The organism is Baekduia sp. Peel2402 (assembly GCF_052567285.1).
This window is the reverse complement of sequence record NZ_CP199582.1, coordinates 2,059,924-2,083,038: the sequence shown is the minus strand read 5'-3', so window position 1 is coordinate 2,083,038 and position 23,115 is coordinate 2,059,924. Positions and strand designations below refer to the sequence as shown.

17 protein-coding genes are annotated in these 23,115 nt (G+C 73.6%); 8 read left to right on the top strand and 9 right to left on the bottom strand.

The window, feature by feature from the left end:
- Window positions 1-10: 10 nt before the first annotated feature.
- From ACT01A_RS10100 to ACT01A_RS10080, 5 genes are read right to left on the bottom strand one after another with little or no spacing between them, the layout of a single operon-like run.
- A complete protein-coding gene (locus ACT01A_RS10100; RefSeq protein ID WP_445152120.1) occupies window positions 11-1,417 on the bottom strand; it encodes an FAD-dependent oxidoreductase in 1,407 nt (468 codons plus the stop codon).
- Window positions 1,418-1,445: 28 nt separating this feature from the next.
- Window positions 1,446-2,879: a sigma-70 family RNA polymerase sigma factor gene (locus tag ACT01A_RS10095; RefSeq protein ID WP_445152119.1), complete on the bottom strand. Its 1,434-nt coding sequence runs from the start codon at window positions 2,877-2,879 to the stop codon at window positions 1,446-1,448.
- Window positions 2,840-3,136, bottom strand: a complete 297-nt coding sequence (locus ACT01A_RS10090) for an SH3 domain-containing protein (RefSeq protein ID WP_445152118.1) — start codon at window positions 3,134-3,136, stop codon at window positions 2,840-2,842. Before ACT01A_RS10090 ends, ACT01A_RS10095 begins: the two co-directional genes overlap by 40 nt.
- A 7-nt stretch (window positions 3,137-3,143) precedes the next feature.
- Window positions 3,144-3,944 (bottom strand): hypothetical protein, encoded by an 801-nt coding sequence (locus ACT01A_RS10085; protein ID WP_445152117.1) that lies wholly within the window; start codon window positions 3,942-3,944, stop codon window positions 3,144-3,146.
- A gap of 57 nt (window positions 3,945-4,001) precedes the next feature.
- Window positions 4,002-5,960, bottom strand: a complete 1,959-nt coding sequence (locus ACT01A_RS10080; RefSeq protein ID WP_445152116.1) for an ATP-binding protein — start codon at window positions 5,958-5,960, stop codon at window positions 4,002-4,004.
- Between the two features lie 128 nt (window positions 5,961-6,088).
- On the opposite strand from ACT01A_RS10080, the gene ACT01A_RS10075 reads away from it, so the two are divergent.
- From ACT01A_RS10075 to ACT01A_RS10065, 3 genes are all read left to right on the top strand, one after another.
- Window positions 6,089-7,465 (top strand): GGDEF domain-containing protein, encoded by a 1,377-nt coding sequence (locus ACT01A_RS10075; protein ID WP_445152115.1) that lies wholly within the window; start codon window positions 6,089-6,091, stop codon window positions 7,463-7,465.
- Window positions 7,466-7,526: 61 nt separating this feature from the next.
- A complete protein-coding gene (locus tag ACT01A_RS10070; protein WP_445152114.1) occupies window positions 7,527-10,727 on the top strand; it encodes a hypothetical protein in 3,201 nt (1,066 codons plus the stop codon).
- Window positions 10,728-10,869: 142 nt separating this feature from the next.
- Complete coding sequence (locus ACT01A_RS10065; protein ID WP_445152113.1) at window positions 10,870-13,962, top strand: HD domain-containing phosphohydrolase; 3,093 nt, start codon at window positions 10,870-10,872, stop codon at window positions 13,960-13,962.
- Here the strand turns inward: ACT01A_RS10065 and ACT01A_RS10060 are convergent.
- Window positions 13,946-14,899, bottom strand: a complete 954-nt coding sequence (locus ACT01A_RS10060) for a helix-turn-helix transcriptional regulator (protein ID WP_445152112.1) — start codon at window positions 14,897-14,899, stop codon at window positions 13,946-13,948. The two genes, ACT01A_RS10065 and ACT01A_RS10060, sit on opposite strands and share 17 nt — an antisense overlap.
- Window positions 14,900-14,995: 96 nt before the next feature.
- Here ACT01A_RS10060 and ACT01A_RS10055 point away from each other — a divergent pair, with 96 nt between their 5' ends.
- Complete coding sequence (locus tag ACT01A_RS10055; protein WP_445152111.1) at window positions 14,996-16,498, top strand: MFS transporter; 1,503 nt, start codon at window positions 14,996-14,998, stop codon at window positions 16,496-16,498.
- A gap of 102 nt (window positions 16,499-16,600) precedes the next feature.
- The gene (locus ACT01A_RS10050; RefSeq protein ID WP_445152110.1) at window positions 16,601-17,386 is read left to right on the top strand and encodes an oxidoreductase; all 786 of its coding nucleotides are present in this window, start codon (window positions 16,601-16,603) and stop codon (window positions 17,384-17,386) included.
- A gap of 9 nt (window positions 17,387-17,395) precedes the next feature.
- On the opposite strand, the gene ACT01A_RS10045 is transcribed toward ACT01A_RS10050, so the two are convergent.
- From ACT01A_RS10045 to ACT01A_RS10035, 3 genes are read right to left on the bottom strand one after another with little or no spacing between them, the layout of a single operon-like run.
- Window positions 17,396-18,283 (bottom strand): thioredoxin, encoded by an 888-nt coding sequence (locus ACT01A_RS10045; RefSeq protein ID WP_445152109.1) that lies wholly within the window; start codon window positions 18,281-18,283, stop codon window positions 17,396-17,398.
- On the bottom strand, window positions 18,283-18,492 hold the full coding sequence (locus ACT01A_RS10040) for a bleomycin resistance protein (RefSeq protein ID WP_445152108.1): 210 nt from the start codon (window positions 18,490-18,492) through the stop codon (window positions 18,283-18,285). The genes ACT01A_RS10045 and ACT01A_RS10040 overlap by 1 nt, the downstream gene beginning before the upstream one ends.
- Before the next feature lie 29 nt (window positions 18,493-18,521).
- On the bottom strand, window positions 18,522-19,142 hold the full coding sequence (locus ACT01A_RS10035; protein ID WP_445152107.1) for a TetR/AcrR family transcriptional regulator: 621 nt from the start codon (window positions 19,140-19,142) through the stop codon (window positions 18,522-18,524).
- 89 nt (window positions 19,143-19,231) lie between these two features.
- Here ACT01A_RS10035 and ACT01A_RS10030 point away from each other — a divergent pair, with 89 nt between their 5' ends.
- The 3 genes from ACT01A_RS10030 to ACT01A_RS10020 are packed head-to-tail and all read left to right on the top strand — an operon-like array spanning window position 19,232 to window position 23,113.
- Window positions 19,232-20,737, top strand: a complete 1,506-nt coding sequence (locus tag ACT01A_RS10030) for an acetyl-CoA acetyltransferase (RefSeq protein ID WP_445152106.1) — start codon at window positions 19,232-19,234, stop codon at window positions 20,735-20,737.
- Window positions 20,727-21,494 (top strand): crotonase/enoyl-CoA hydratase family protein, encoded by a 768-nt coding sequence (locus ACT01A_RS10025; protein WP_445152105.1) that lies wholly within the window; start codon window positions 20,727-20,729, stop codon window positions 21,492-21,494. Before ACT01A_RS10030 ends, ACT01A_RS10025 begins: the two co-directional genes overlap by 11 nt.
- Window positions 21,491-23,113: an AMP-binding protein gene (locus ACT01A_RS10020; protein WP_445152104.1), complete on the top strand. Its 1,623-nt coding sequence runs from the start codon at window positions 21,491-21,493 to the stop codon at window positions 23,111-23,113. The genes ACT01A_RS10025 and ACT01A_RS10020 overlap by 4 nt, the downstream gene beginning before the upstream one ends.
- Window positions 23,114-23,115 lie beyond the last annotated feature (2 nt).

Genomic DNA, 23,115 nt, shown 5'->3' with positions numbered 1-23,115 from the left:
CGCGCACCGCCTACAGGTCGTAGGAGACGCCGGCGAGTCCCTTGGCGCGCATCCGCGCCTGGAGGGCCGTGAGCTTCGGGCTGGTCGGCGCGATCGCTTCGGCGACCTTCATCGCCGAGTACAGCGCGGTCTCCTGAAGGTCGGCGCCGGTCGTGTAGGCGCCGCTGAAGAAGAGGCCGTGGCGGCCTTGGAGCGGGCGCAGCGCGCGGGCGGCGGCGATCGCGCGGGGGCTGATCAGCGGGTGCTGGAAGCGGCGTTCCAACAGGATCTGCTTTGGATCGGCGTGGCGGCGCTGGGCCCAGGACTTGAAGACGTCGACGGTCGCGCCCGAGGGGAGCGGGTCGTGCAGGGCGCCGACCCAGGCGCTGCCCTCGCATTCGCGCCCGTCGGCGCCCGCGTTGTAGGCGGTCCAGTTCGCGCGGTCGCGGTGCACGTAGGCCGGGTCGCGGTGGATCACCAGGCGCGAGTCGAAGTAGGTGTACTGCTTGAGCAGAGCGGTGGCCTCGCGGAACGCCGGCAGCGGCGCGAGCAGCGTGCGGCTGACGCGCGGCGGCGCGTTGACCACCACGTAGCGGTACGGACCCTGGCGGCCGGCGGGGGTGCGTAGGAACCAGCCGGCGCGGGTCTTCGTCAACGCGCGCACCGGCGCGCTGCGGTGGACGCGCGCCGCGGGCACGCGGTCCAGCAGCCGCTGGAGGTTGCCCTGGAGGCCGATCTTCGAGTTGTAGGTCTTGGCGCCGGCGGCGGGGTCGGCCGGGAACGCGAGCGCGAAGGTCTGCAGGATCGAGCGCGCTGACACGCGCGCGGCGTTGGCGCGCGAGCACCCGATCGTCGCGGTGATCCACGGGTACAAGATGTCGGCTTTGAACGCCGCCTCCAGCGGCAGCGAGGCGATCCACTGCGCAACGGTGGTCTCCCACGCCAGACCATCGATGACCGCCTGGCGCGCGAGCTGCGTGAAGGACGCGAACGCCAGCGCGGTGGGGAGGGTGTCGAGCGGATGGGTCGACGTGAACCGTGGTGCGCCGCTGCTGTTGGCGTCGAACACGCACAGGCTGCCGTCCGAGGCGTGCATCTGGCGCTCCAGGCCGAGCTCCTCGAGCAGCGTGACGTAGAGCGGGTGCGTGTCGGGGTGAAAGAACTGGGCGCCGAGGTCGACGGTCACACGGTGCCCTTGGTACTCAACAACACGCGAGTCGCAGTGCCCGCCGATCCGCGAGCGGGCCTCGAAGACGTCGACGCCGTACGGGCCGGAGAGGAAGTACGCCGCGGCGATCCCGCCGGCACCGGCGCCGATGACGGCGACGCGGTCGCGCTTCGCGGCGGCCGCGGCCGTGACGGGAGCCGCCAACGTCGCACCGGCGCCGAGCGCGGCCGCGCCCTTGAGGATCTCCCGGCGGGTCAGCGGCGTCGGCACGAGACCGAAGCCTATGACAACTCAGGCGTCAGCAGGCGACCGACGCCCGGATCCACCCGCGGCGCCCCGCGTCGGTGCGCACGCGGATCCAGCCGTGGCGCGCGGCGAGGACGGCCAGCGGCTCGCGCGCGGTGATCGTGCCGGAGGGCTGGCCACCGCGCACGGCGCTGAGCGCGATGCGGCGGCGACAGGCGTGGACGATCAGCGCCCCCTCAGACGCGGCGGGCGCGGCGCGGACCGAGCCGTGCGCGTCGGGCGTCCGGCAGAAGATCGCGACGTCCACGGTCTCCCGCGGCGCGCCCGGCGCGAAGACGATCCGGGCGGTGACGCTGGCGCCAACCACCGTCAGCGGGTCGAAGCCGTGCGATCGCGAGAAGCCCGGGATCGGGACGAGGCCCGCGACGCGCATACCGCCGGGACACTCCAGCGTCACCGCGCTGGTAGGAAGCTTGACCTCCTGGGTCACGAGCGCCGTGCGCGCCGGCAGCGGCGCGCCCTGGGCGAGGCGGCCGCCCGGCAGCGCCACGCCGGTCAGCGCGATCGGCGCCGGGTCGCCGGCCCGGAACACGTGCGTGCGCAGCTCGTAGGCGCCGCCCGCGGCGAGGACCGTGGCCGTGCCCGCCGCGACGCCCTTGACGACCGCCGGCTTGGAGGCGAGCACCAGGCCGCCGAGCAGGCCGAAGACCGGGACCGGCACCAGGACGCCGAGCGCGCGGCGCCCGTCCTTCAGCGCCGCCCGGTAGCTCCGGCAGCCGCTGCACGTCGCGACGTGGCGTAGGGCGCTCATCGGCGCGCGGCGCTTGGCGTCGTGCGCGCGCAGGAGCGCGAAGCGGATGTCCTCGCAGCGCGCGTCGCGCGCCGCCTCCGCCCGCGTCAGGGTCTCTCGCGCGCGGTAGACCAGGCTTTTGCTCGCGCCGGGCGTGATGCCCAGCTCGGCCGCCACCTGCTCGTGCGACAGCCCGTCCAGCTCGCGGCGCACCAGCGCACGGCGCTGGGCCTCGGGCAGCTCGGCGAGCGCGGCCAGCGTCGCGCCGAGTCGCTGGCGCTGCTCCGCGGCCGCCTCGGGGGAGGCGCCGCTGGACGGCTCCTCGTCGGCGCGCAGGAGGTGCAGCGGCACCGAGTCGGTGCGCACGCGTGCGAGCTCGTCCAGGCAGCAGTTGCGCACCAACCGGTACAAGTACGGCCGGACCTCGATGTGGCGGTCGTCGCGCCGCAGCGCGTGGTGGGCGCGCAGCAGCGACTCCTGGACGACGTCGTCGACGATCGCCGGCCGCGCGCGCAGGACGCCACGCGCATAGCGCCGCAGCGCGGGCCCGTAGCGCTCGCACAGCACCGCGAACGCGTCGGGATCGCCCGCGCGCAAGGCCGCCAGCAGCTCGGTGTCGCTCATCCGCGCCAGCGGCCGCATCACGTGCGAGAAACTCACCGACGCCGCCCGCAGATCGCGCTGGAGCGCAGCCACCCGCGCGTTCCGAACGCCGCGACCACGCGCCACCACGGCTTGTGGGCGCCGCGGGTCAGCACCCGCACGCGGTCGCCCGCGTGCAGGATCCCGACCTTGGCGCCGCCCGGCGACTCGTACAGCGTCACGCGCGGCGCGCAGATCGTCACCGTCCGCGCGGCAGCGCTGGCTGAGGGCGCGCCATGCGCGAGCGCGAGCGCCGCGATCGTCAGGACGATCGCGGCGCGGGCCCGGCGCGCGAGTGCAGATGACCGCACCGGCCGGCTACTTCTTGTGGTGCTTCTTCTTGATGGCGGCCTTGACCTTGGCCCTCCACACGGCGGTGGTCTTCGCGAAGCTCGCCTTGGTCAGCTTCACGCTGGCCTGCGCGGCCGGGGTCGTCTGCCGCGACAGCAGGATCTCGCGCTGGACGAACGAGCCGTGGGCCCCGTTCGGCGCGCTGAACTCCCGCATCAGCGGCTGATAGGTCCCGTCCTGCAGGACGAGGATCGCGTGCGAGCCGGGGACGGTGCCCGCTTCGCCCCCATGCAGCCCGGGCACCCCGTTGCTCAGCTGCTCGTAGGCGGTCCCGGCGAACCCCGCGATCGTCCGCGGCCCGATCGGCTGGAGGGTCTGGTTGATGGGGTCGGCGTCGCTGCCGGCCGGGACCCCCGTCGTCGCCAGCTTGCGGTTGTAGGGCGCCGGGTAGCCGGGGCCCGGGACCGAGTCATTGCCCTTGAAGTGCAAGACCTTGGGGTCGCCGTTGATGGGCTTGTACTGGAGCCACGTCGTCCCGCTCGCGTCATGCAGGCGGCCGGCGATCAGCTCGCCGGTCCGCGCGTCGGTGACCTGCTCGCGGTAGCGGTCGGCGGTGTTCCAGTACTCGATCCGCCGGTTCATCGGGTCGCGGGTCCCGGTGATCGTGTAGGACAGGACGCCGTGCTCGACCGAGCCGAACGGCACGCCGGTGTCGTAGATGGAGGGGTCGAGGCCGACGGCGCTCGTGGACGACGCGCCGGCCGCCGCGAGGACGGTGGCCGAGGCGAGCGCGACGCCGCGTAGGAGACGGGTGGTGGCTGCGTTCATGGTGGCTATGACCGGCGGCGGGAGCCGCGGTGACGGACTTTCGCACCACGAGTGTCTCTAGACGCCACCCAGCCAACGGCGCAGGATCGCGTCGAGCTCCTCCGACCGCATCGGCTTGGACAGGAAGTCGTCCATGCCGGCCGCGGCGCAGCGCTCGCGATCCTCCGCGGTCGACGAGGCGGTGAGCGCCACGATCGGCGCGGCGGCGTCGCCGAGGCGCCGCTGGATCTCTTCCGTCGCGGCGAAGCCGTCCATGCGCGGCATGTGGCAGTCCATGAAGATCAGGTCGTAGCGCGTCTGCTCGGCGGCCACGACCGCGGCCTCGCCGTCAGCGACGACGTCGACCTCGAGGCCGCGCCGCGCGAGGCTCAGCTTGGCGACCTGCTGGTTGACCTCGTTGTCCTCGGCGACGAGCACGCGGCATCCGGCGCCGGGCACCGGGTCGTCGGCGCGTGTGGGCGCAGCGGGCGTGGCTGGCTCCGGCGGCGCGGGCAGGGGCGCGACACCGACGACGTCGCCGATCAGGTCCACGAAGCGGTCGCTGCGCAGCGGCGCGTGCGCCCCCGCGACCCGCGCAGGCAGCGGCGCCGACGGTGGCGCCTCGCTGATCAGCAGACACGGCAGCTCGCTCCCGACGCGATGGCGCAGCCGCGCGATCAGCTCCAGCGCGCGATCCCCGCCGGGATCGACGATCACCGCGAACGCCGGGGCGTTGCCGCGCGCGCCGTCGAGCACCACCGCGCGCTCCGCGTCGTCGAACTCGCTCAGCGTCGCGGTCACGCCCCACTGCTCGACCAGGCCCTCCGCCGCGCCGCGGCGCAGCTCGAGGTCCGCCACGAACAGGGCGTGCAGCCCGGCCAAGCGCCGCGACCCCGGCTTCAACGGCGCGTCAGGCACGGCCGGCAGCTCGGCGGTGAAGCTGAACGTGCTGCCCTCGCCGACGACCGAGGTCGCCTCCAGGCTCCCGCCCATCAACTCGGCGAGCTGCCGGCTGATCGCCAGCCCCAGGCCGGTGCCGCCGAAGCGACGCGTCGTCGAGGTGTCGGCCTGGGTGAACGGCTGGAAGAGGCGGCCGAGCGTGTCTGCGTCGATCCCGATGCCCTGGTCGGCCACCGCGAAGCGCAGGCGGTCGCCGTCTAGGGCCCCGACGCTGACGACGATGTCGCCGCGCTCGGAGAACTTGATGGCGTTGATGATCAGGTTCACCAAGATCTGCCGGACGCGGACCGGGTCGCCGCGGACCGTGCGGGGCGTGCCCGGCAGGCGCGCGAGCGCGAAGCCCAGACCGCGGTCGCGAGCGCGCGGCCAGAGCAGGTGGCGCAACTCCTCCAACAACTCGACCAGATCGATCGGGCTCTGCTCGAGCTCCAGCTTGCCGGCCTCGATCTTCGAGAAGTCCAGGACGTCGTCGATGATCGTCAGCAGCGACTCGGCCGAGCGTCGCGCGGTCTGGGCGTGGCGCTCCTGCTCCTCGGTGAGCCCGCGGTGCAGGAGCGCGTCGATCATCCCCAGGACGCCGTTCATCGGCGTGCGGATCTCGTGGCTCATGTTGGCCAGGAACTGCGACTTCATGCGCGAGGCGTCCAACGCCGCCTGCTCGCTCGCGCGCAGGCGCTCGGCGGCCTCGTGGCGCGCGGTCGCGTCGTCGGCCTGCACGATGAACCGCCGGATCGTGGCGTCCGGGCCGCGCAGGGCGCCGACCAGCAGCTGCACCCAGACGATCTCGCCGTCGGCGCGCCGGCACGGCTGTTCGCCCGCGAAGCGCTCGATCTCGCCCGCGAGCATCCGGTTGCGCTGGGTCAGCGCGTACTCGACGGCCTCTGGCGCGACCAGGTCGATGAAGTTGCGCTCCATCAGCTGCGCCTCGCTGAGACCGGTCAGCTCGCACAGGGAGCTGTTGGCGATGATGAAGCGGCCGTCGACGTCCAGCACCGCCATGGCGGACGGCGCGTGGTCGAGGGCCTGGGCCACGAGGCCGTCGGCGTCACGCGCGCGCTCGGCGGCAGGGTCGTCCACCGGCACAGTGTCGCGGTAAACGGTGACAGACCGTCAGCGAAGCCCTGGCGAAGGTCCGCAGATCGACCATCGGCCGGACCCGGACAGGCCGCCTCAAGTCCGTGTGCTCCCAGTCGACCGCAGGGAACGTGCCCCGTGCCGTCGTCGCTTTGCTGGGGCTGTGCGCGCTGTCTGCGTTGACGTTCGTCGGCCGGTCGCTCGGCGGTCACGGCCCTGGCCTTCTCTATCTGTTCGCCGAAGTCGTCCCCGCGGCTCTGTGCGTCGCGGGCGCGCGGGCCCGTCCGCGCGAGCGCGACGCGTGGCTGCTGATCGGCCTGTCGTGCGTGAGCCAGGCCGCGGGCGACACGTACTGGCACTTCGCCCTCGAGCACGTCGTCGACCCGCCGTCGCCGAACCCGAGCGACATCCTCTTCATGGCCGGCTTCGTCTGCGGCCTGGCCGGCGTCCTGCGGCTGATCCGCGACCGGCTCGCCCCGCTGCGCGCGCCGCTGGTCCTGGACGGGGTGATGGCGGGGATCACGCTCGCGGCGATCGTCGCCACGGCCTTCCTCGGGCCGGTGCTGGCCGACGACCACGGCTCGGCGACGGGCGTCGCGTACGTCGCGATCGACCTGCTGATGCTGAGCGTGCTGGGTGTCGTCCTCGGAACCGGCGGCTGGCGGCTGACGCGCGACTGGGTCCTGCTGCTGGTCTGGGTGCTCGGGCACGTCGTCACCGACGTGTGGTTCACCTACGCGCATGCGACCGGCGCCTACGCGCCGTCGTGGTGGCTCGTCGGCAACGTGGTCGCGCTGATGGCTGCCGCGGCCGGCGCTTGGGCGGCGCCGTCGCGTCGCGCCCAGGTCACCGACACCACCATGTTGATCATGATGCCGGGCGCCCTGGCGCTGATCGACCTCGCGATCCTGCTGTGGGCCGCGCTGGCCGGCGCGCCGGACCTCGCCGCGGTGCTCGCGGCCGGCGCGCTGCTCGTCGCCGCGGTCCGCTCCGGGCTGACGCTTGCCGAGCACCACCGCCTGCTGCGCGCGAGCCGTCGCGACGCGCTCACCGACGCCCTGACCGGCCTGGCCAACCGCCGCCGGATGATCGACGACCTCGACGCCGCCGCCGCGCGGTCGGCCGAAGGCATCCCGGCGACGCTGCTGTTCTTCGACCTCGACGGTTTCAAGGCCTACAACGACCGCTCCGGCCACGTGGCGGGCGACGCGCTGCTGGCGCGGCTCGGCGGGCGGCTGGCGGAGGCGGCCGGCGACGACGGCGTCGCCTACCGCCTCGGCGGAGATGAGTTCTGCGTGTTGTTGGCGCTGCCGGCCGGTGCCGTGCCGGTGTTCCGCGAGCGCGCCCGCGCCGCGCTGACCGAGGCGCCGATCGGCCCGTCGGTCGGCTCGGTGTCGCTGCCGGAGGAGACGACCGACGCCCAGGTCGCGCTGCGGCTGGCCGACGCGCGCATGTACGACTGCAAGCGCGAGCGCCGTACCGCGGCCGCACCCAGTCTGGCCGCCTGACCGAACACCGTGCGGGTCGACGGCGTTGCGACGCCGCCGCGTGTGATGAGAGCATTCGCCCATGCGTCTGCGCAGCGTCGTGCTGATGGCCATGCTGTGCGTGGGCGCCGCCGCGCCCGCAGCCGGGGCCACGACCGTCGATTTCGAGAGCCCGGCGGTGGCCGATGGGACGGCGGTCGCGGCCCAGTTCGCCGCCTCCAAGGGCGTGACGTTCGTGACCGGAGCGCCGACCGGCACGCCGTCCGGAGCGCTGCCGCGGATGCGGGTCGGCGGCGTGGTACATGGCGGCACGCACGCCCTGGACGTGTCGAACGACCAGCAGGAGTTCGCCCACCCGGACTTCGCCGGGAAGTTCTCGACCACGCGCTCCACGGTCTCGCTCTACGCGCGCGCGACCGACGTCAACGTCGCGTCGGTCTCGCTGAAGGCCTACAACTCGGCGGGCGCGCAGATCGCGATCGCCACGCACGCGCTGACGACGGCGGCGGGGTGGGTGTCGTTCAGCGTCACGACGCCGGGCGCGGTGTCCACGATCGCCTACTTCCGGCTGTCGAGCACGTCGAGCGGGCCGGTCCGCGTCGACGACCTCGCCTACGACGACCCGGTCACGCCGCCGCCCGCGGACTTCGCCATGGAGCTTGCGACCACGCGCGTGGCGCTGTCGGCCGGCGGGATCGCCCACACGACGCTGACGATCAACCGCATCAACGGGTCCAACGGCGACATCCTGCTCAGCGACTCATCCGGGAGCGTCGGCGTGACGTTCTCGCCCAACCCGGTGCCCGCGGGCCAGACGACCGTCGACGTGGCGGTCTCGACGGCCAGCCCGGCCGACTACGACATCACGCTGACCGGCACGCCGCAGTCGGCCGGCGCGGGCACCGAGGCGCGGACGGTCGGGCTGACCGTCGCCTCGGAGTTCCCGCTCGACATCAGCGGGCCGCCGGACGACGGGTTCGTCCTGCCGCCGTGCGCGAGCCTGAGCGACCGGCTAAACGTGACCCGCGGCGCGGGCAACATGGCGCCGATCACCTACACCACCAACTCGGCGCCCGCGGGCGTGACGGCGGCGTTTGACCCGGCGACGACGACGCTGACGCTCACGCGCGGCGACGACACGACCGCGGCTGGGCCAGGGACCGTGCAGGTGGTCGGCACGGCCGACGGCTACAGCACGCCCGGGACCGAGAACGTCCGCTTCACCAAGACCGATCCGGCGATCGATGCCGCCAACACGCCCGCGGGCGCGTGGACCGGCGCGGCGCCGGCGGCGTTCGCGCCGGGGGACACGGTCACGCTGAGCGGCAGCGGCTTCTGCCCGGGATCGCGCGTGCGCTTCGGCAACGCGCGCGCCGAGGTGCCGGCGACGATCAGCGCCGGCGGGACCCGCGCCACCGCGGTGATCCCGGCGCTGGCCACGAGCGGTCCGCTGACCCTGACCTCGCCGGGCGGCCGGTCGACGGTCAGCGCGACGTCGTTCAAGATCACCAACTACCGCCACACCAACGGCTTCAACTTCCCCAACGTCGGCTACGACGGGGACATCGGCCACTGGTTCGACCTCTACGGCGTCGAGCAGTTCTTCCTCCAGGCCGACCCGTGCGCGCTGCTGACCTTCGGCAACGCGCACTGCCCGGTGACGACGCCGATCCCCAACCCGTTGTCCTACATCGTGTTCGCGGTCGCCGACCCGGCGCTGGTGGGCGCCAACGGAAGCTGCTTCGGGTTCGCGCTGGCGTCCCGGCGGATCGCCACCGGGCGCGGGCCGACGCCGCGGTCGCTGGGCGGCGGCACCGACGTCTTCTCGATCCCCGACAGCCCCGCGGTCATGAACTACATCTGGAGCCAGCACGTCGCGCAGATCTCTTCCGAGTACCTGGCGCAGTGGTGGCAGCAGAGCACGGGCGGGAACCTGTCGCTGAGCAGCGCGACCGCGCTGCGCCGCCGGATCGAGACGTCGATCCGGTCCGGCTCACGGCCGCTGATCTCGCTCGCCCATGGCAGCACCGGGCACGCGGTCACCGCCTATGACATCACCGACGTGCAGCCCAGCGGCGCGTTCACGATCAGGTTGTACAACAGCAACGCGCCGTTCACCGACGCCGAGCAGGGCGCCGACGGCGCGGCGGCGGCCGAGGCCGAGCGCTTCTCGGTGATCCAGGTCGCCGCCGACGGTCAGTGGACGTTCCCGGAGTTCGACTGGCACGGCGGGCTGGCCAACCTCGTGGTCCTCGACGACCGCACGTTCCCTGTCCGCCCGCGGCTGCCCTCGTCACCCGAAGGGATCCTGACGATGATCTTCGGGGCGGGCGCGCCGTCGGCGAGCGCCGCCCGCGCGGCGGCGGCGAGCACTGCCGCCGACCGCCTCGTGCGCGTCCCGCTCCTCGACGACCCGACGCCCGCGCCGGTCCTGGTCGGCGACGACGGCGTCGCGCACGACCTGCCGCTGACGCCGGGCGCCGGCGGGAAGCTCGACACGCTCGTCGCGGGCGGCGGCAACAGCGGCCGGGTGACCGGCTCGGGCCTGAGCGGCGCGACCAAGCTCGAGACCGGCAAGGGCGGCGACGCGCTCGGCCTGGAGTTCGGTCGCGCGTCGAAGCTCGAGCTCGCGCTGGCGATCCGGCCCAAGGACGACGTGACCCGCTCGCTGACCGCCGCCTTCAGCGGCGGGCTGACCGGCGGGGCGTCGGTCTCGACCAGTGGCCCGGGCGCGTATGAGGTCCGTGGCGGCGACGGCGGCGCCCAGTTGCGTCTGACGCTCAGCGGCGCGGGCGTCGGCGGCGCGCCGCAGGTCTTCGCGGGCGCGCCGATCCGGATCCCGGCCGGCGCCCGCGTCGGCGTCAAGCCCGACTGGTCGCGGATCGGTGACGGCGTGACCGTGACGGTCCGCACCCGCGACGGCCGCCGCCGCACCATCCACATCAAGAACACGGCCCACCCGGCCGCGAAGGTCAGCCGCGTTCGCGTCAAGGCGACCCGCAAGGGCCGCGACCTGACGGTCACCGTGACCGCTCGCATCGGCGGCAAGGCCACCACCGCTGTCGGCGCGGTCGGCGTCGCCATCCGCCGCGGCAAGACCGTCGTCGCTCGCCAGGGCACCGCTGCCCGCGGCGCCAAGCTCCGCAAGACGGTGCTCAAGCTTCGCCTGCCGGCGAACGCCGCCAAGGGCACGCTGACCCTCCAGGCCGCCGTGGCGACCGTGGGGTCCGGATCGAAGCTCTCGGCGGGCTCGAGCGCACGCGGGAGCGCGACGGTGGGCTAGGCCGCCGGACTGAAAACGCTCGCGTTTGCTCAAGACGCGCGGCCGCGACCCGATCAAACGGGGAAGGGTGGGGGACGCGCGCGCGGAAAGATCGTCGCAATGGGCTTCGCGACCTTGGGTCGCGAGGCTGATCCGTGCCAGCGTGTTCGTGCTGCCGTTCGCAGCGTCGGTGCTGTTCGTCTGGCTGGCGAGCAAGGCGGTGCCCGCGCCGGACGGCACGGTGGGCTTCGTGCTCTGGTGGATCGGGCTGAGCGCGGCGGGCAGCCTCGTCATGTGGGTGGTCGACCGCGTCGCGCGGCGGCTGCTGCCGCTGGCCGCGTTGTTGCAGCTCTCGCTCGTCTTCCCCGACCAGGCGCCGTCGCGGTTCAAGGCGGCGATGGACTCCGGGCGGGTCAACCAGCTCGAGGAGCGCCTCGCGCTCACGCGGCAGGCCGCCAACGCGGGCACGCCCGCCGAGGCCGCGCGGCTGCTGCTGACGCTCGTCGCGACGCTGAGCGCGCACGACCGGATCACGCGCGGGCACTCCGAGCGCGTCCGCGGCTACGCGGTGATGATCGGGCGCGAGCTGGGTCTGTCTGACTCCGAGCTGGACCAGCTCAACTGGGCGGCGCTGCTGCACGACATCGGCAAGCTCGAGGTCGCGACCGAGATCCTGAACAAGCCCGGGCGGCCGTCGGAGGAGGAGTGGCAGCAGCTCAAGCGCCATCCGCTCTACGGCGAGACGCTGATCGAGCCGATGCGGCCGTGGCTCGGCGAGTGGGCCGACGCGGTCGGCTACCACCACGAGCGCTGGGACGGTGAGGGCTACCCGCGCGGCGTCGCGGGCGAGGAGATCCCGCTGCCGGGGCGGATCGTCGCGATCGCCGACGTCTTCGACGTGATCACCTCGGCGCGCTCCTACAAGGACCCGGGCTCGCCGACGGCCGGGCGTGAGGAGATCGCCCGCTGCGCCGGCGCGCAGTTCGACCCGCGGCTGGTGCGGGCATTCTTGAACGTGTCGCTCGGCCGGATGCGGCTCGTGATGGGGCCGCTGTCGTGGCTGGCACACCTGCCGATCCTCGGGCGGCTGCCGATCGCCTCGGTGGCCAACACGGTCTGGGGCGCCGCGGGCCTGATCGTCGCGACGACCGCGAGCGGCCTGGCGGGAACGGCGACGCCGGGCCACGAGGCCCAAGCGCTGGCGGCGCGCCCCGCGGTGATCCAGCAGGCGGCGGAGGTCACGCGCGCCGAGCCGGCGCGCGAGGCGGTCGCCCGGCACCGGACGCGGCGCGCGGCGGACGACGGGCAGACGGTGCCCGCCGACGCGCCGGTGATGCCGCAGGACCCGATGACGCTGCCGCCGGTGACGCCGACGCCCGCGCCGAGCACGCCCGCGACGCCGACGCCGACGCCGACGCCGACGCCGAGCGCGCCGGAGCCGGCCGAGACGCCGCTGCCCACGTCCGCCGACGCCGTCCCGGCGACGCCCGTCGCGCCCGAGACGCTGCCGCCGCTGACGCCCACGCCCGTCGCGTCGGCGCCCGAGCCGGCGCCGACGCCGACACCCGCGCCGACGCCCGTCGTCCTCACGCCCGTCGCGCCGGTGCCCAACCACGCTCCGTCGTTCGCGGCCGGCGCCGACCGCACGGTCGCCGAGGACTCCGGCCCCAGCGCGACGCCCGGCTGGGCGAGCGACGTCGACCCCGGCCCGTTCGAGAGCGGCCAGGCCGTCACGTTCACGGTGGACAACGACGACCACGGGCTCTTCAGCGCCCAGCCCGCGGTGACCCCCGCCGGCACCTTGACCTTCACGCCCGCGCCCGACGCGCACGGCACCGCGACCGTCACGGTGCGCGCGGTCGACGACGGCGGCACCGCCGCCGGCGGCGACGACACCAGCGCGCCGCAGACGTTCACGATCACCATCACCTCCGTCAACGACGCCCCGCGCTTCACCGCCGGCGCCGCGCAGACCCTGCCCGAGGACGCCGGCGCGCACGTCTTCCCCGGCTGGGCGATGAGCGTCGCGCCCGGCCCGGCGGACGAGAGCGGCCAGGCCGTCACGTTCACGGTGGACAACGACGACCACGCGCTGTTCAGCGCGCAGCCGGCGGTGAGCCCCGCGGGCACGCTGACCTTCACGCCCGCGCCCGACGCGCACGGCACCGCGACCGTCACGGTCCGTGCGGTCGACGACGGCGGCACGGCCAACGGCGGCGAGGACACCAGCGCCCCGCAGACCATCACCATCACCATTACATCGGTCAACGACGCGCCGCGCTTCACCGCCGGCGCCGACCAGACCGTGCCGGAGAGCTCCGGAGCGGCGAGCGTCTCCGGATGGGCGAGCGGCATCTCGCCCGGCGCCGCCGACGAGAGCGGCCAGTCCGTGTCGTTCATGGCCAACAACGACGAGCCCTCGCTGTTCAGCGCCCAGCCCGCGATCTCCCCGGGCGGGACGCTGACCTTCACGCCCGCCGCCGGCGCCCACGGCGTCGCGACGGTCACGGTGCGCGCGGTCGACGACGGCGGCACGGCCAACGGCGGCGACGACACCAGCGCGCCGCAGACGTTGACCATCACCATCCAGGCGCCCAACCGCGCGCCGTCGTTCACCGGCGGCGCCGACCAGACCGTGTTGGAGGACTCTGGCTCGTCGAGCGTCTCCGGCTGGGCGACGGGCATCTCGGCCGGACCCTCGCCCGAAGAGGACGCGCAGGCCGTCTCGTTCCTGGTGACCAACCCCTTCGCCGCGCTCTTCTCCGCCGCGCCCGCGGTCTCCCCGGGCGGCTCACTGACCTTCACGCCGGCCGCGAACGCCAACGGTGCCACGACCGTCACCGTCCGCGTGACCGACGACGGCGGCACCGCCAACGGCGGCGTCGACACCAGCGCGGCGCAGACCTTCATGTTGACCGTGACGCCCGTCAACGACGCGCCCTCCTTCGCCGCCGGCGGCAACCAGGGCATCGTCCTCAACGGCTCCCTGCAGAGCATCGCGGGCTGGGCCACCGCCATCTCGCCGGGTCCGGCGAACGAGAGCGGGCAGACGGTCGCCTTCACGGTGACCAACACCAACCCGGGCCTGTTCGCCGTCCAGCCTCGCGTCGACCCCGACGGCACGCTCGTCTACCAGCCCACCTTCGCCCTCGGCACCGCGACCGTGACCGTCCGCGCGGTCGACACCGGCGGCACCGCCAACGGCGGCGCCGACACCAGCGCCCCTCAGAGCTTCACGATCACCGTGGTGCTCTGAGCCGCGCCGCGATCTGCTGCGCCATCGTCGCCAGCTCCGGCGGGCCGAGCACTTCGAGGTCGACGTCGAGCGTCGCCATCCAGACCACGAACTGCGGCGACCAGCCCGCGGTGGTCGTAACGACGCAGTGGTCGTCGCCGTCGGGTTCGACGGTCGCGTAGCGGCCGGGCACGCGGCGCTCCATCAGCGCGGCGGGCGCGGATAGCCGCACACGACCGCGGACCGCTTCTGCGTCCTGAGCGCGGATCGCGCGGCGGACGTAGGCGGCGGGGTCGCCGCCGGGGACTTCACGACGCGTGCCGCGCCCCGCGGCGCCGACGCGTCCGGCGATGCGGTCGACGCGGAATGTGCGCCAGTCGTCGCGATCGAGGTCCCAGGCGACCAAGTACCAGCGGTAGCCGGTGTGGACGATCGCCGCCGGCTCGACGGTCCGGCGCGTGCTCGCGTCGTCCTTGGCCTTGTAGGCGAACCGCAGGCGCTCGCCGTCTCGCGCCGCGCCCGCGATCGTCGCCAGCGTGTCCGCGTCGATCCGCGGCCCTTCCACCGCGAACGCGCTCGTCGCGTCGCCGAGCGCGCGCACGCGGCGGCGCAGGCGCTCGGGCAGCACCTGCTCCAGCTTGGCCAGCGTGCGGATCGCGGTCTCCTCCATCCCGGCGATCGACCCGGCGGCCGTGGAGCGCAGCCCGACCGCGACGGCGACCGCCTCGGCGTCGTCGAGCAGCAGCGGCGGCAGCTCGGCGCCAGCGCCCAGTCGGTAGCCGCCCGCGATACCCGGCGCGGCCTCGATCGGGTAGCCGAGCGACCGCAGCTTCTCGACGTCGCGGCGGATCGTGCGCGAGCCGACCTCGAGGCGGTCGGCCAGTTCGGGACCGCTCCACTCGCGCCGCGTCTGGAGCAGCGAGAGGAGCGCCAACAGGCGAGCGGAGGTCTGAACCATCGTGCTTCGCATGGTGCCAGACCATGCGGACTCAAATTGACCGCATAAGAAGTCATGCGGACAGAAACTGACCGCATTGAACGAGAGCCTCTCGGCATGACCTCCACGACCCTCGAACCCCCTGCCACGCTGGCCGGCGACGCTGCCACCGTCGCCACCGAGCCCGCCCGCGCACAGGCTTCGCCCGCCGCCGCCCGCGCCGTCTGGACCGGCTTCGCCGTCGTCCTGGCCGCGTCGGTCATGGACCTCCTCGACGCGACGATCGCCCAGACCGCCGCGCCCGCGATCCGCCTCGACCTCGGCGGCTCGTACGCGACGATCGAGTGGGTGACCGCGGCCTACACGTTGGCGATGGCGACCGGGCTGCTGCTCGGCGGGCGCCTCGGCGACCTGCTCGGCCGGCGTCGCGTCCTGCTCGGCGGCATGGCCGCGTTCACCTTCATCTCGGTCCTCTGCGCGGTCGCGCCGTCGCCCGACGCGCTGATCGGCGCCCGCGCGCTGCAAGGCCTCGCCGCGGCGGTGATGGTCCCGCAGTGCTTCGGTCTCATCCGCGAGCTGTTCGGCGACGAAGGCCAGCAGCGCGCGTTTGCGATCTTCGGTCCGGTGATGGGGTTGGCGGCCGTCGCCGGCCCGCTGCTCGGCGGCGCGATCGTCGACGCGGACATCTTGAACACCGGCTGGCGCGCGATCTTCCTCATCAACGTGCCGGTCGGCCTGGCGGCGTTGGCGATCGGCCGCCGCGCGCTTCCGGACACCGCGCCGGTCGCGCCGGGCGGGCGCCTCGACCTGCCGAGCGTGCTGTTGGCAATGGCCGGCGGCTTCGCGATCGTCTACCCGCTGGTCGAAGGTCGCGAGCTGGGCTGGCCGGCGTGGTGCGTGGCGATGCCGATCGGCGGCCTGGCGCTGCTGGGCGCGTTCGCGGCGCTCCAGGCGCGCCGTCACCGCAACAAGGCCACCACCTTGGTCGAGCCGTCGCTGCTGCGCCGTCGCCCATACGTCAGCGGCCTCGCGCTGGTCGCGACGTTCATCGGCGCGATGGGCGGGATGGTGTTGGCCTTGAACGTGATGTTCCAGAACGGCCTCGGCTTCTCGCCGCTGGCCTGCGGCATCGCCACCTGCGCGATCCCGCTGGCCGCGATCGGCGGCTCGATCTCCTCGGCGGTCCTGGTCGCCAAGCTCGGCCGGATCGTGTTGTGGATCGGCCTGGGGACGATGGCCGCCGGGCTGGTCGCGGTCGACCTCGTGCTCCGCGCCCAGGGCGCCGAGCTGAGCGCCTGGGACGTCGCCGCGCCGCTCGCGGTGACCGGCTTCGGGATGGGCATGATCTTCATGCCGATGTTCGACGTCGTCCTGGCCGGCGTCGAACCCCACCAGCTCGGCTCCGCCTCCGGCCTGCTCGAGTCGATCCAGCAGCTCGGCATGTCGATCGGGATCGCGATCGTCGGCACCGTCCTCTTCGACGCCGTCGGCGCGGCTCACGGTCCCGCCGCCTTCGTCGGCGCAGCCGACCACGCGCTCCTGGTCTCGGTCGGCCTCCTAGCTGCGGCCGCGTTGACCGTCGCCTGGCTGCCCCGCCACGCGCGCGCCGGCGGGCACTGACCTCCCGAACCCCGAAGACCTCTCACCTCCCCCGGCGCCAAGGGGCGCGGCCGCTCGCGGTCGCGCCCTTCGTCGTTGGACAGGGCCGATAGCGTCACCGCCATGGACCTGGAACTCGCCGATCGTGTCGCCGTCGTCACCGGAGGCAGCAAAGGCATTGGCCTTGCCGTCGTCCACGAGCTGCTGGCAGAAGGCGCGCGCGTCGTGGCCGGCGCGCGCAACGCGGAGCCGCTGCGTGGGCTCGACGGCGTGACCGCGCTCGACGTCGACCTCGCCTCGTCGGACGGCCCGGGCCGCCTGGTCGACCTCGCGGTCTCCACGCACGGTCGCGTCGACATCTTGGTCAACAACGTCGGCGCCGCGCGCATCCGCCTCGACGGCTTCCTCGCCTTGGACGACGCCGACTTCGAGTCGTCCATGAACATCAACTTCTACGCGGCCGTCCGGGCGACGCGCGCGGTCGTCGCCGACATGGTGCGCCGGGGCGAGCCGGGCGCGATCGTCAACGTCGCGTCGGTCAACGCTTTCTTTCAGCCCGACGGCGGCGTGATCGACTACGGCGCGGCGAAGGCGGCGCTGCTGAACTTCTCCAAGGCCCTGTCGGCGGAGCTGGCGCCAAAGGGCATCCGCATCAACAACGTTTCGCCCGGGCCGGTGGAGACCGACCTGTGGCTCGGCGACAGCGGCGTGGCCGCGACGGTGGCCGCGGCGACCGGCGGCTCGGCCCAGGACGTGCGCGACTCGGTCATCACCGGCGGCATCCCGACCGGGCGCTTCAGCACGCCGCGCGAGGTCGCCACGCTCGTCGCGCTGTTGGCTTCGCCGCGTACCGCCAACGTCACGGGCTCGGACTTCGTGATCGACGGTGGGCTCGTCAAGACGATGTAGAACTTGGCGTCAGCCGAACGTGAACACGTAGGCGGTCGCGCCCGTGTCGTGGAACGTGACCTCGACGGTCCGCTCCATGGTCGGTCCCGGCGCGCGGATGAGCTGGTACATGCGTGGCGCGGTGATCTCGCCCTCTCCGGAGGGCGGAACGTCGACGCCGGCCGCGTCGCCGGGTGGCGCGCCGTCGACCGTGACGGTGAAGCGGGCCGGGCCGCCGAGCACGAGGTTCAGGTCCCGGCCCGCGAAGCGGTAGGCGATGGCGCCGGACGCGCTGCGCAGGGTGGCGGACTCCGGGCCGATCGCCCAGTCGCCGGCCAAGGACCAGGTGTTGAGCGCGAGATCGCCCGGCGTGTCGGTCGTGCGGCGCTCGCCGCGGGCGGCACCGACGTAGGTCTCGGGCGAGCGCAGCGCGTCCCAGTCGGCGGCCAGCGTGAGCCCGTCGGCGACGATGGCGTCGGCGCTGAGCGGCTCGTCGAGGCCCAGCGCGGCCTGGATCGCGCGCTCGGTCTCCGCGTAGGCGCCCTCGCCGAAGTGGCGGAAGACCAGGTCGCCGCGGCCGTCCAGCAGGTAAGCCGCCGGCCAGTAGTGATTGTCGAACGAACGCCAGATCGCGAAGTCGTTGTCGATGACCACCGGGTACTCGACACCCAGCTCGGCGACCGCGCGCCGGACGTTGGCAAGGTCGTGCTCGAAGCCGAACTCCGGCGCGTGCGCGCCGATCACCACGAGCTCCTCGTAGCGCGCGTGCCAGGCCGCCAGGTAGGGCAGCGTGCGCAGCCAGTTCACGCACGAGTAGGTCCAGAAGTCGACCAGCACGACGCCGCCGCCGAGCGACACCGGCCCGTCGAGCCACGCCGCCGCGGGCGCCGCCTCCAGAGCATCGCGCGCGGCCGGCATCAGCCCTGCTTGGCGACGATGCCCTTCTCGGTGGCCATGTAGCGGTCGGCGGCTGCCGAGGCGGCGTCCGGCTCCGCGCCGTCGCGGCGGGCGACCATGTAGGCCGCGTACCAGTCCCACCAGTCGTGCGGCGGGGTCACGGCCTCGAACGCGCCGTGGCGGATCGAGGTCTCGTGCAGCAGCTCGGCCAGCTCCGCGATGTCGCTCATGGCGCGAGCATCTCACCGCGCCGCGCGCGCTACAACGCCGCGGCTGCGGTGTAGAGCCGCGTGAGGTGCGCGACCAGCTCGCGCGCATCGGCCGGCGCGCGCCCGCTGGCCGATGCGACCAGCGCCTCCGCGATCCCGCCGGAGAGAATCAGCGCGCTCAGCTCGAGGCTGCGCGGATCGGCGTTAGCGCCTTCTTCGAGCGTCGCCATCAGCCCCGCGGCCAGCGCCGAGAACGACGCGAGCAGCGCCGCACGCCGCGCCCGTAGCTCCTCGGTCGCAAACGACTCGACCAGCGCCACACGCACGATCCGCGGGTCGGCGGTGAAGTACTCGGCTAGCGCGGTCAGCACGCCCTCGGTGCGCTGGGCGGGCGTTTGTCCTTCGGCCGTCGAGGCGACGCGCACCAGCGCCTCGACGTGCTCGGCGATCCGATCGACGACGGCAAGAAACAGCGCCTCGCGGCTGGCGAAGTGGTCGTAGAAGTAGCGCTGGCTGAGCTTCGCGGTGCGGCACAGATCCAGCACGGTCGTGCCGTACCAGCCACGCACGCCGAAGACCTCGAGGCCCGCCTCGAGCAGCTGCTCGAGGCGGCGCTCCTCGCGCTCGGCGGTCGTCATGCCGCCCCAGACGCGGCCGGTCTCAGCGCTCATCGCGTCTCAGATCGTCGCACACGACGCGAACCAGAACCAGTCCGTTCTTCTTGAAACAGATCGTTCCAGTTGTGTAGCCTGCCGCCGCGATGCCCGACGTCAGCGATCCGAACGCGCCCGTCCTCATCGGCCTGGGGGAGGTCGCTCGCCGCCCTGGGGAGGAGGGCTCGACCGAGCCGGCGGCCCTGATGGCCGAGGCCGTCCGCGACGCGCTGGAGGACTCCGGCGCGGCCGCGGCCGCGCTGCTGGAGCGTGTTGGTGCGGTTGGCGCCGTGCCGCCCGCCGCGTGGCCCGACGGCGACCCCGGCCGTCGCGTCGCCGAGCTCCTCGGCCTGGGCGACGACGTCCCCACGCTGCGGTCCTCGCTGCAAGGCGGCAACGGCCCGCAGCTGCTGGTTAATGTCCTTGCCGAGCGCATTCAGGCCGGGACGCTGGATGCCGCGATCGTCTGCGGCGCTGAGTCGCTCTCGACGGTCGCGCGGCTGGCGCGCACCGGCGAGGCGCCCGACTGGCCCGCGCCCGACCCCGAGCGCGCCGCCGACGAGGTGCTTGAAGGTGAGCAGCCGGCGTCCACCGAGGCCGAGGCCGCCGTCGGGATGATCGCGCCGATCATGGCCTATCCCTTGATCGAGAACGCGATCCGCGCCGCGTCGGGCCGTACGCCGGCCGAGCACCTGCGGACGATCGCCGGGCTCTGGTCGCGCTTCAGCGCGGTCGCCGCCGAGCAGCCCGCCGCGTGGTCGCCCAAGGCCTACACCACGGACGAGCTGGCGACGCCGAGCGCCGCCAACCGTCAGATCACCTTCCCCTACACCAAGCTGTTGAACTCCAACATCCAGGTCGACCAGGGCGCGGCGGTGGTGCTGGCCTCGGCGGCGGTCGCATCCGAGCTGGGCGTCCCCGAAGACCGTTGGGTCTACGTCCACGCGGGCGCGCGCGCGACCGACGAGTGGTTCATGAGCGAGCGCCGCGCGCTGGACCGCTCGCCGGCGATCCGCGCCTGCGGCGAGGCGCTCTTCGAGCACACGGCGATCACCGCCGCCGACCTCGGCCCGGTCGACCTGTACTCCTGCTTCCCGGCCGCCGTGCAGCTCGCGGCCACCGAGTTGGGCCTGCCGCTCGACGACCCCGGGCGGCCGCTGACCTGCACCGGTGGCCTGACGTTCTTCGGCGGCCCGGGCAACAACTACGCCACGCACGGGATCGTCGCCGTCGCGCGCCAGCTCCGCGACGCGCCTCCCGGCGCGGTCGGGCTCAGCACCGCGTTGGGGTGGTACGCGACCAAGCACGCGCTCGGCTTGTACGGCAACCGGCCGCCGCGGCGCGCGTTCGCCTCGCTGGATCCTGCGGTCGACGCGCCGACGCCGCGTGCCGTCGTCGAGCCCGGTGAGATCGACGCGGTCGCCGAGACCTGCACCTTGATCTACGACCGCGACGGCGCCCCGAGCTACGGGATCCTCTTCGCGCTGGCCGACGACGGCACGCGCGCGCTCGGCAAGACCGACGACCCCGCCGTCATGGCGGCCATGACCGGCGAGCGCTTCCTCGGCGCCCGCGTCCGCCTGTACCCCGATCGGAGCTTCGATGTCCTCTGACCCCATCCGCGTCGAGCGGCGCGGCCACGTCCAGGTGATCACCTTCGATCGCCCGGAGGTTCGCAATGCCTTCAACTTGGAGATGTCGCAGAAGGTCGCGGCGGCGCTCGACGAGCTGGACGCCGATCCGGAGCTGCGCGCCGGCGTCGTCACCGGCGCGGGCGGCTACTTCAGCGCCGGCATGGATCTGAAGGCCTTCGCGCGCGGGGAGTTCCCGGGCGTGCCGGTCCGCGGCTTCGCGGGCATCACGCAGAAGTCCTCCGACAAGCCGCTGGTCGCGGCCGTCGAGGGTCCGGCGCTGGCGGGCGGCTTCGAGATCGCCGTCGCGTGCGACCTGATCGTGGCGGGCCGTTCAGCGACCTTCGGCATCCCAGAAGTGCGTCGCGGGTTGGTCGCGGTGGCCGGCGGGCTGCGGCAGCTCGCGCGGCGCGTCGGGCGCGGCGTGGCGAAGGAGCTGGCCCTGACCGGCGCGCCGATCGACGCGGCGTGCGCCTACGAGCTGGGGTTGGTCAACCGCGTCGTGGAGAACGGTCAAGCGCTCGATGCTGCGATCGCGTTGGCCGAGCAGATCGCGGCCAACGCGCCGCTGGCGACCAAGGCCACCAAGTTGGTGCTCGACGAGCTGGACGCGTGGGACGGCGACGACTTCTGGGCGCGGCAGGGCGAGATCGCCGGGCCGGTGATCATCAGCGCCGACGCGCGCGAGGGCGCGGTCGCGTTCGCCGAGAAGCGCGATCCGGTGTGGACGGGGCAGTGAGCGCCGCCGCCGCGCTCTCCGACGCGGCGCGCGGCGCGAAGGCGCTGGTCGACGCGGGCATCCTCACGCCACGCCTGGATCGGATGGTGCACAAGGCGCGCGCGCTGCGCGCCTACGGCCCGGTCCCGGCGGCGGGCTTCGTCGCCGCGGCGCGCGCCTACGGCAGCAAGCCCTATATCTACGACGAGCAGGGCATGCTCACGTTCGCCGAGGTCGACCGTCGCACCGACGCGATCGGCCGCGCGCTGCTGGACGCCGGGATCCGGCCGGGCGAGGCGGTCGGCGTGCTGTGCCGCAACGGGCGCGCGTTCGTCGAGGCGCTGCTGGCGTGCTCGAAGATCGGCGCGACCATCTTGTTGTTGAACACGGACTTCGCCGGACCGCAGCTCGCCGACACGCTGGCCCGCGAGGGCGGCGTCGCGCTGATCTCCGACGCGGAGTTCGACGCGCTGCTGGACGACGACGCGCTGCCTGGACGACGGTTCATCGGCTACGTCGGCGAGGGCGAGAAGACCGGCAGCCGTCCCACGCTGGCCGACCTGGGCCGCGTCCGCGACGGCCGCGGTGCTCCGCTGGCGCCCGCCGAGACCGGTCGTCTGGTGATCCTCACGTCCGGGACGACCGGTGTGCCGAAGGGCGCGTCGCGCCAGGGCGCGCCGCTGACCGCGGTCGTCGGGATCCTCGACCGCCTGCCGTTCCGGGCCGGCCAGGTCCACCACATCGTCGCGCCGCTCTTCCACGGCTGGGGGCTGTTGAACTTCACGCTTGGGCTCGCCCTGCCGAGCACCATCGTCCTGCGGCGCAAGTTCGACCCGGAGGAAGCGCTGCGCGTCATCGAGCAGCACGGCGCGCAGTCGGCGCCGATGGTCCCGACCATGTTGCAGCGGATCATGCAGCTGCCCGAGACGACGCGTGCGCAGTACGACCTGTCGTCACTCAAAGCAATCCCATTGAGTGGCTCCGCGATCCCGGGCGACCTGGCGACGCGCGCGATGGACGCGCTCGGCGACGTGGTCTTCAACTTCTACGGGTCGACCGAGACCGGCTGGGCGTCGATCGCCACGCCGCAGGACCTCCGCGCCGCGCCCGGTACCGCGGGCCGTCCGCCGATGGGCACCGACCTGATGTTGTTGGACGACGAGGACCGCCCGGTGGGGACCGGCGCGACCGGCCGCATCTTCGTCGCCTCCCAGCTGCGGATGGAGGGCTACACCGACGCGGGCCTGCGCAAGGCGGTGGTCGACGGACGCATGTCCACCGGCGACGTCGGCCACCTTGATGCCGACGGTCGCCTCTTCGTCGACGGCCGCGACGACGACATGATCGTCTCCGGCGGCGAGAACGTCTTCCCGCGCGAGGTCGAGGATCTGCTCGCCGCCCATCCCGCGATCGTCGAGGTCGCCGTCGTCGGCGTCCCCGACGACCAGTTCGGCCAGCGCCTCGCCGCCTACGTCGTCCTGGACCCGGCTGCCGAGCCCCTCGACGCTGACGCGGTCCGCGACCACGTCCGCGGCCATCTCGCCCGCTACAAGGTCCCGCGCGACGTCGTCTTCCTCGACACGCTCCCGCGCAATCCGACCGGCAAGATCCTCAAGCGGGAGCTGCCGCCGTCGCAGTAGGC

What these genes read in the sequence shown, in the direction of transcription:
- ACT01A_RS10085 (WP_445152117.1), bottom strand. Translation starts at nt 3,944, where the DNA reads ATGAACGCAGCCACCACCCGTCTCCTACGCGGCGTCGCGCTCGCCTCG.
- ACT01A_RS10070 (WP_445152114.1), top strand. Translation starts at nt 7,527, where the DNA reads ATGCGTCTGCGCAGCGTCGTGCTGATGGCCATGCTGTGCGTGGGCGCC.
- ACT01A_RS10060 (WP_445152112.1), bottom strand. Translation starts at nt 14,899, where the DNA reads ATGGTTCAGACCTCCGCTCGCCTGTTGGCGCTCCTCTCGCTGCTCCAG.
- ACT01A_RS10055 (WP_445152111.1), top strand. Translation starts at nt 14,996, where the DNA reads ATGACCTCCACGACCCTCGAACCCCCTGCCACGCTGGCCGGCGACGCT.
- ACT01A_RS10050 (WP_445152110.1), top strand. Translation starts at nt 16,601, where the DNA reads ATGGACCTGGAACTCGCCGATCGTGTCGCCGTCGTCACCGGAGGCAGC.
- ACT01A_RS10045 (WP_445152109.1), bottom strand. Translation starts at nt 18,283, where the DNA reads ATGCCGGCCGCGCGCGATGCTCTGGAGGCGGCGCCCGCGGCGGCGTGG.
- ACT01A_RS10040 (WP_445152108.1), bottom strand. Translation starts at nt 18,492, where the DNA reads ATGAGCGACATCGCGGAGCTGGCCGAGCTGCTGCACGAGACCTCGATC.
- ACT01A_RS10035 (WP_445152107.1), bottom strand. Translation starts at nt 19,142, where the DNA reads ATGAGCGCTGAGACCGGCCGCGTCTGGGGCGGCATGACGACCGCCGAG.
- ACT01A_RS10030 (WP_445152106.1), top strand. Translation starts at nt 19,232, where the DNA reads ATGCCCGACGTCAGCGATCCGAACGCGCCCGTCCTCATCGGCCTGGGG.
- ACT01A_RS10025 (WP_445152105.1), top strand. Translation starts at nt 20,727, where the DNA reads ATGTCCTCTGACCCCATCCGCGTCGAGCGGCGCGGCCACGTCCAGGTG.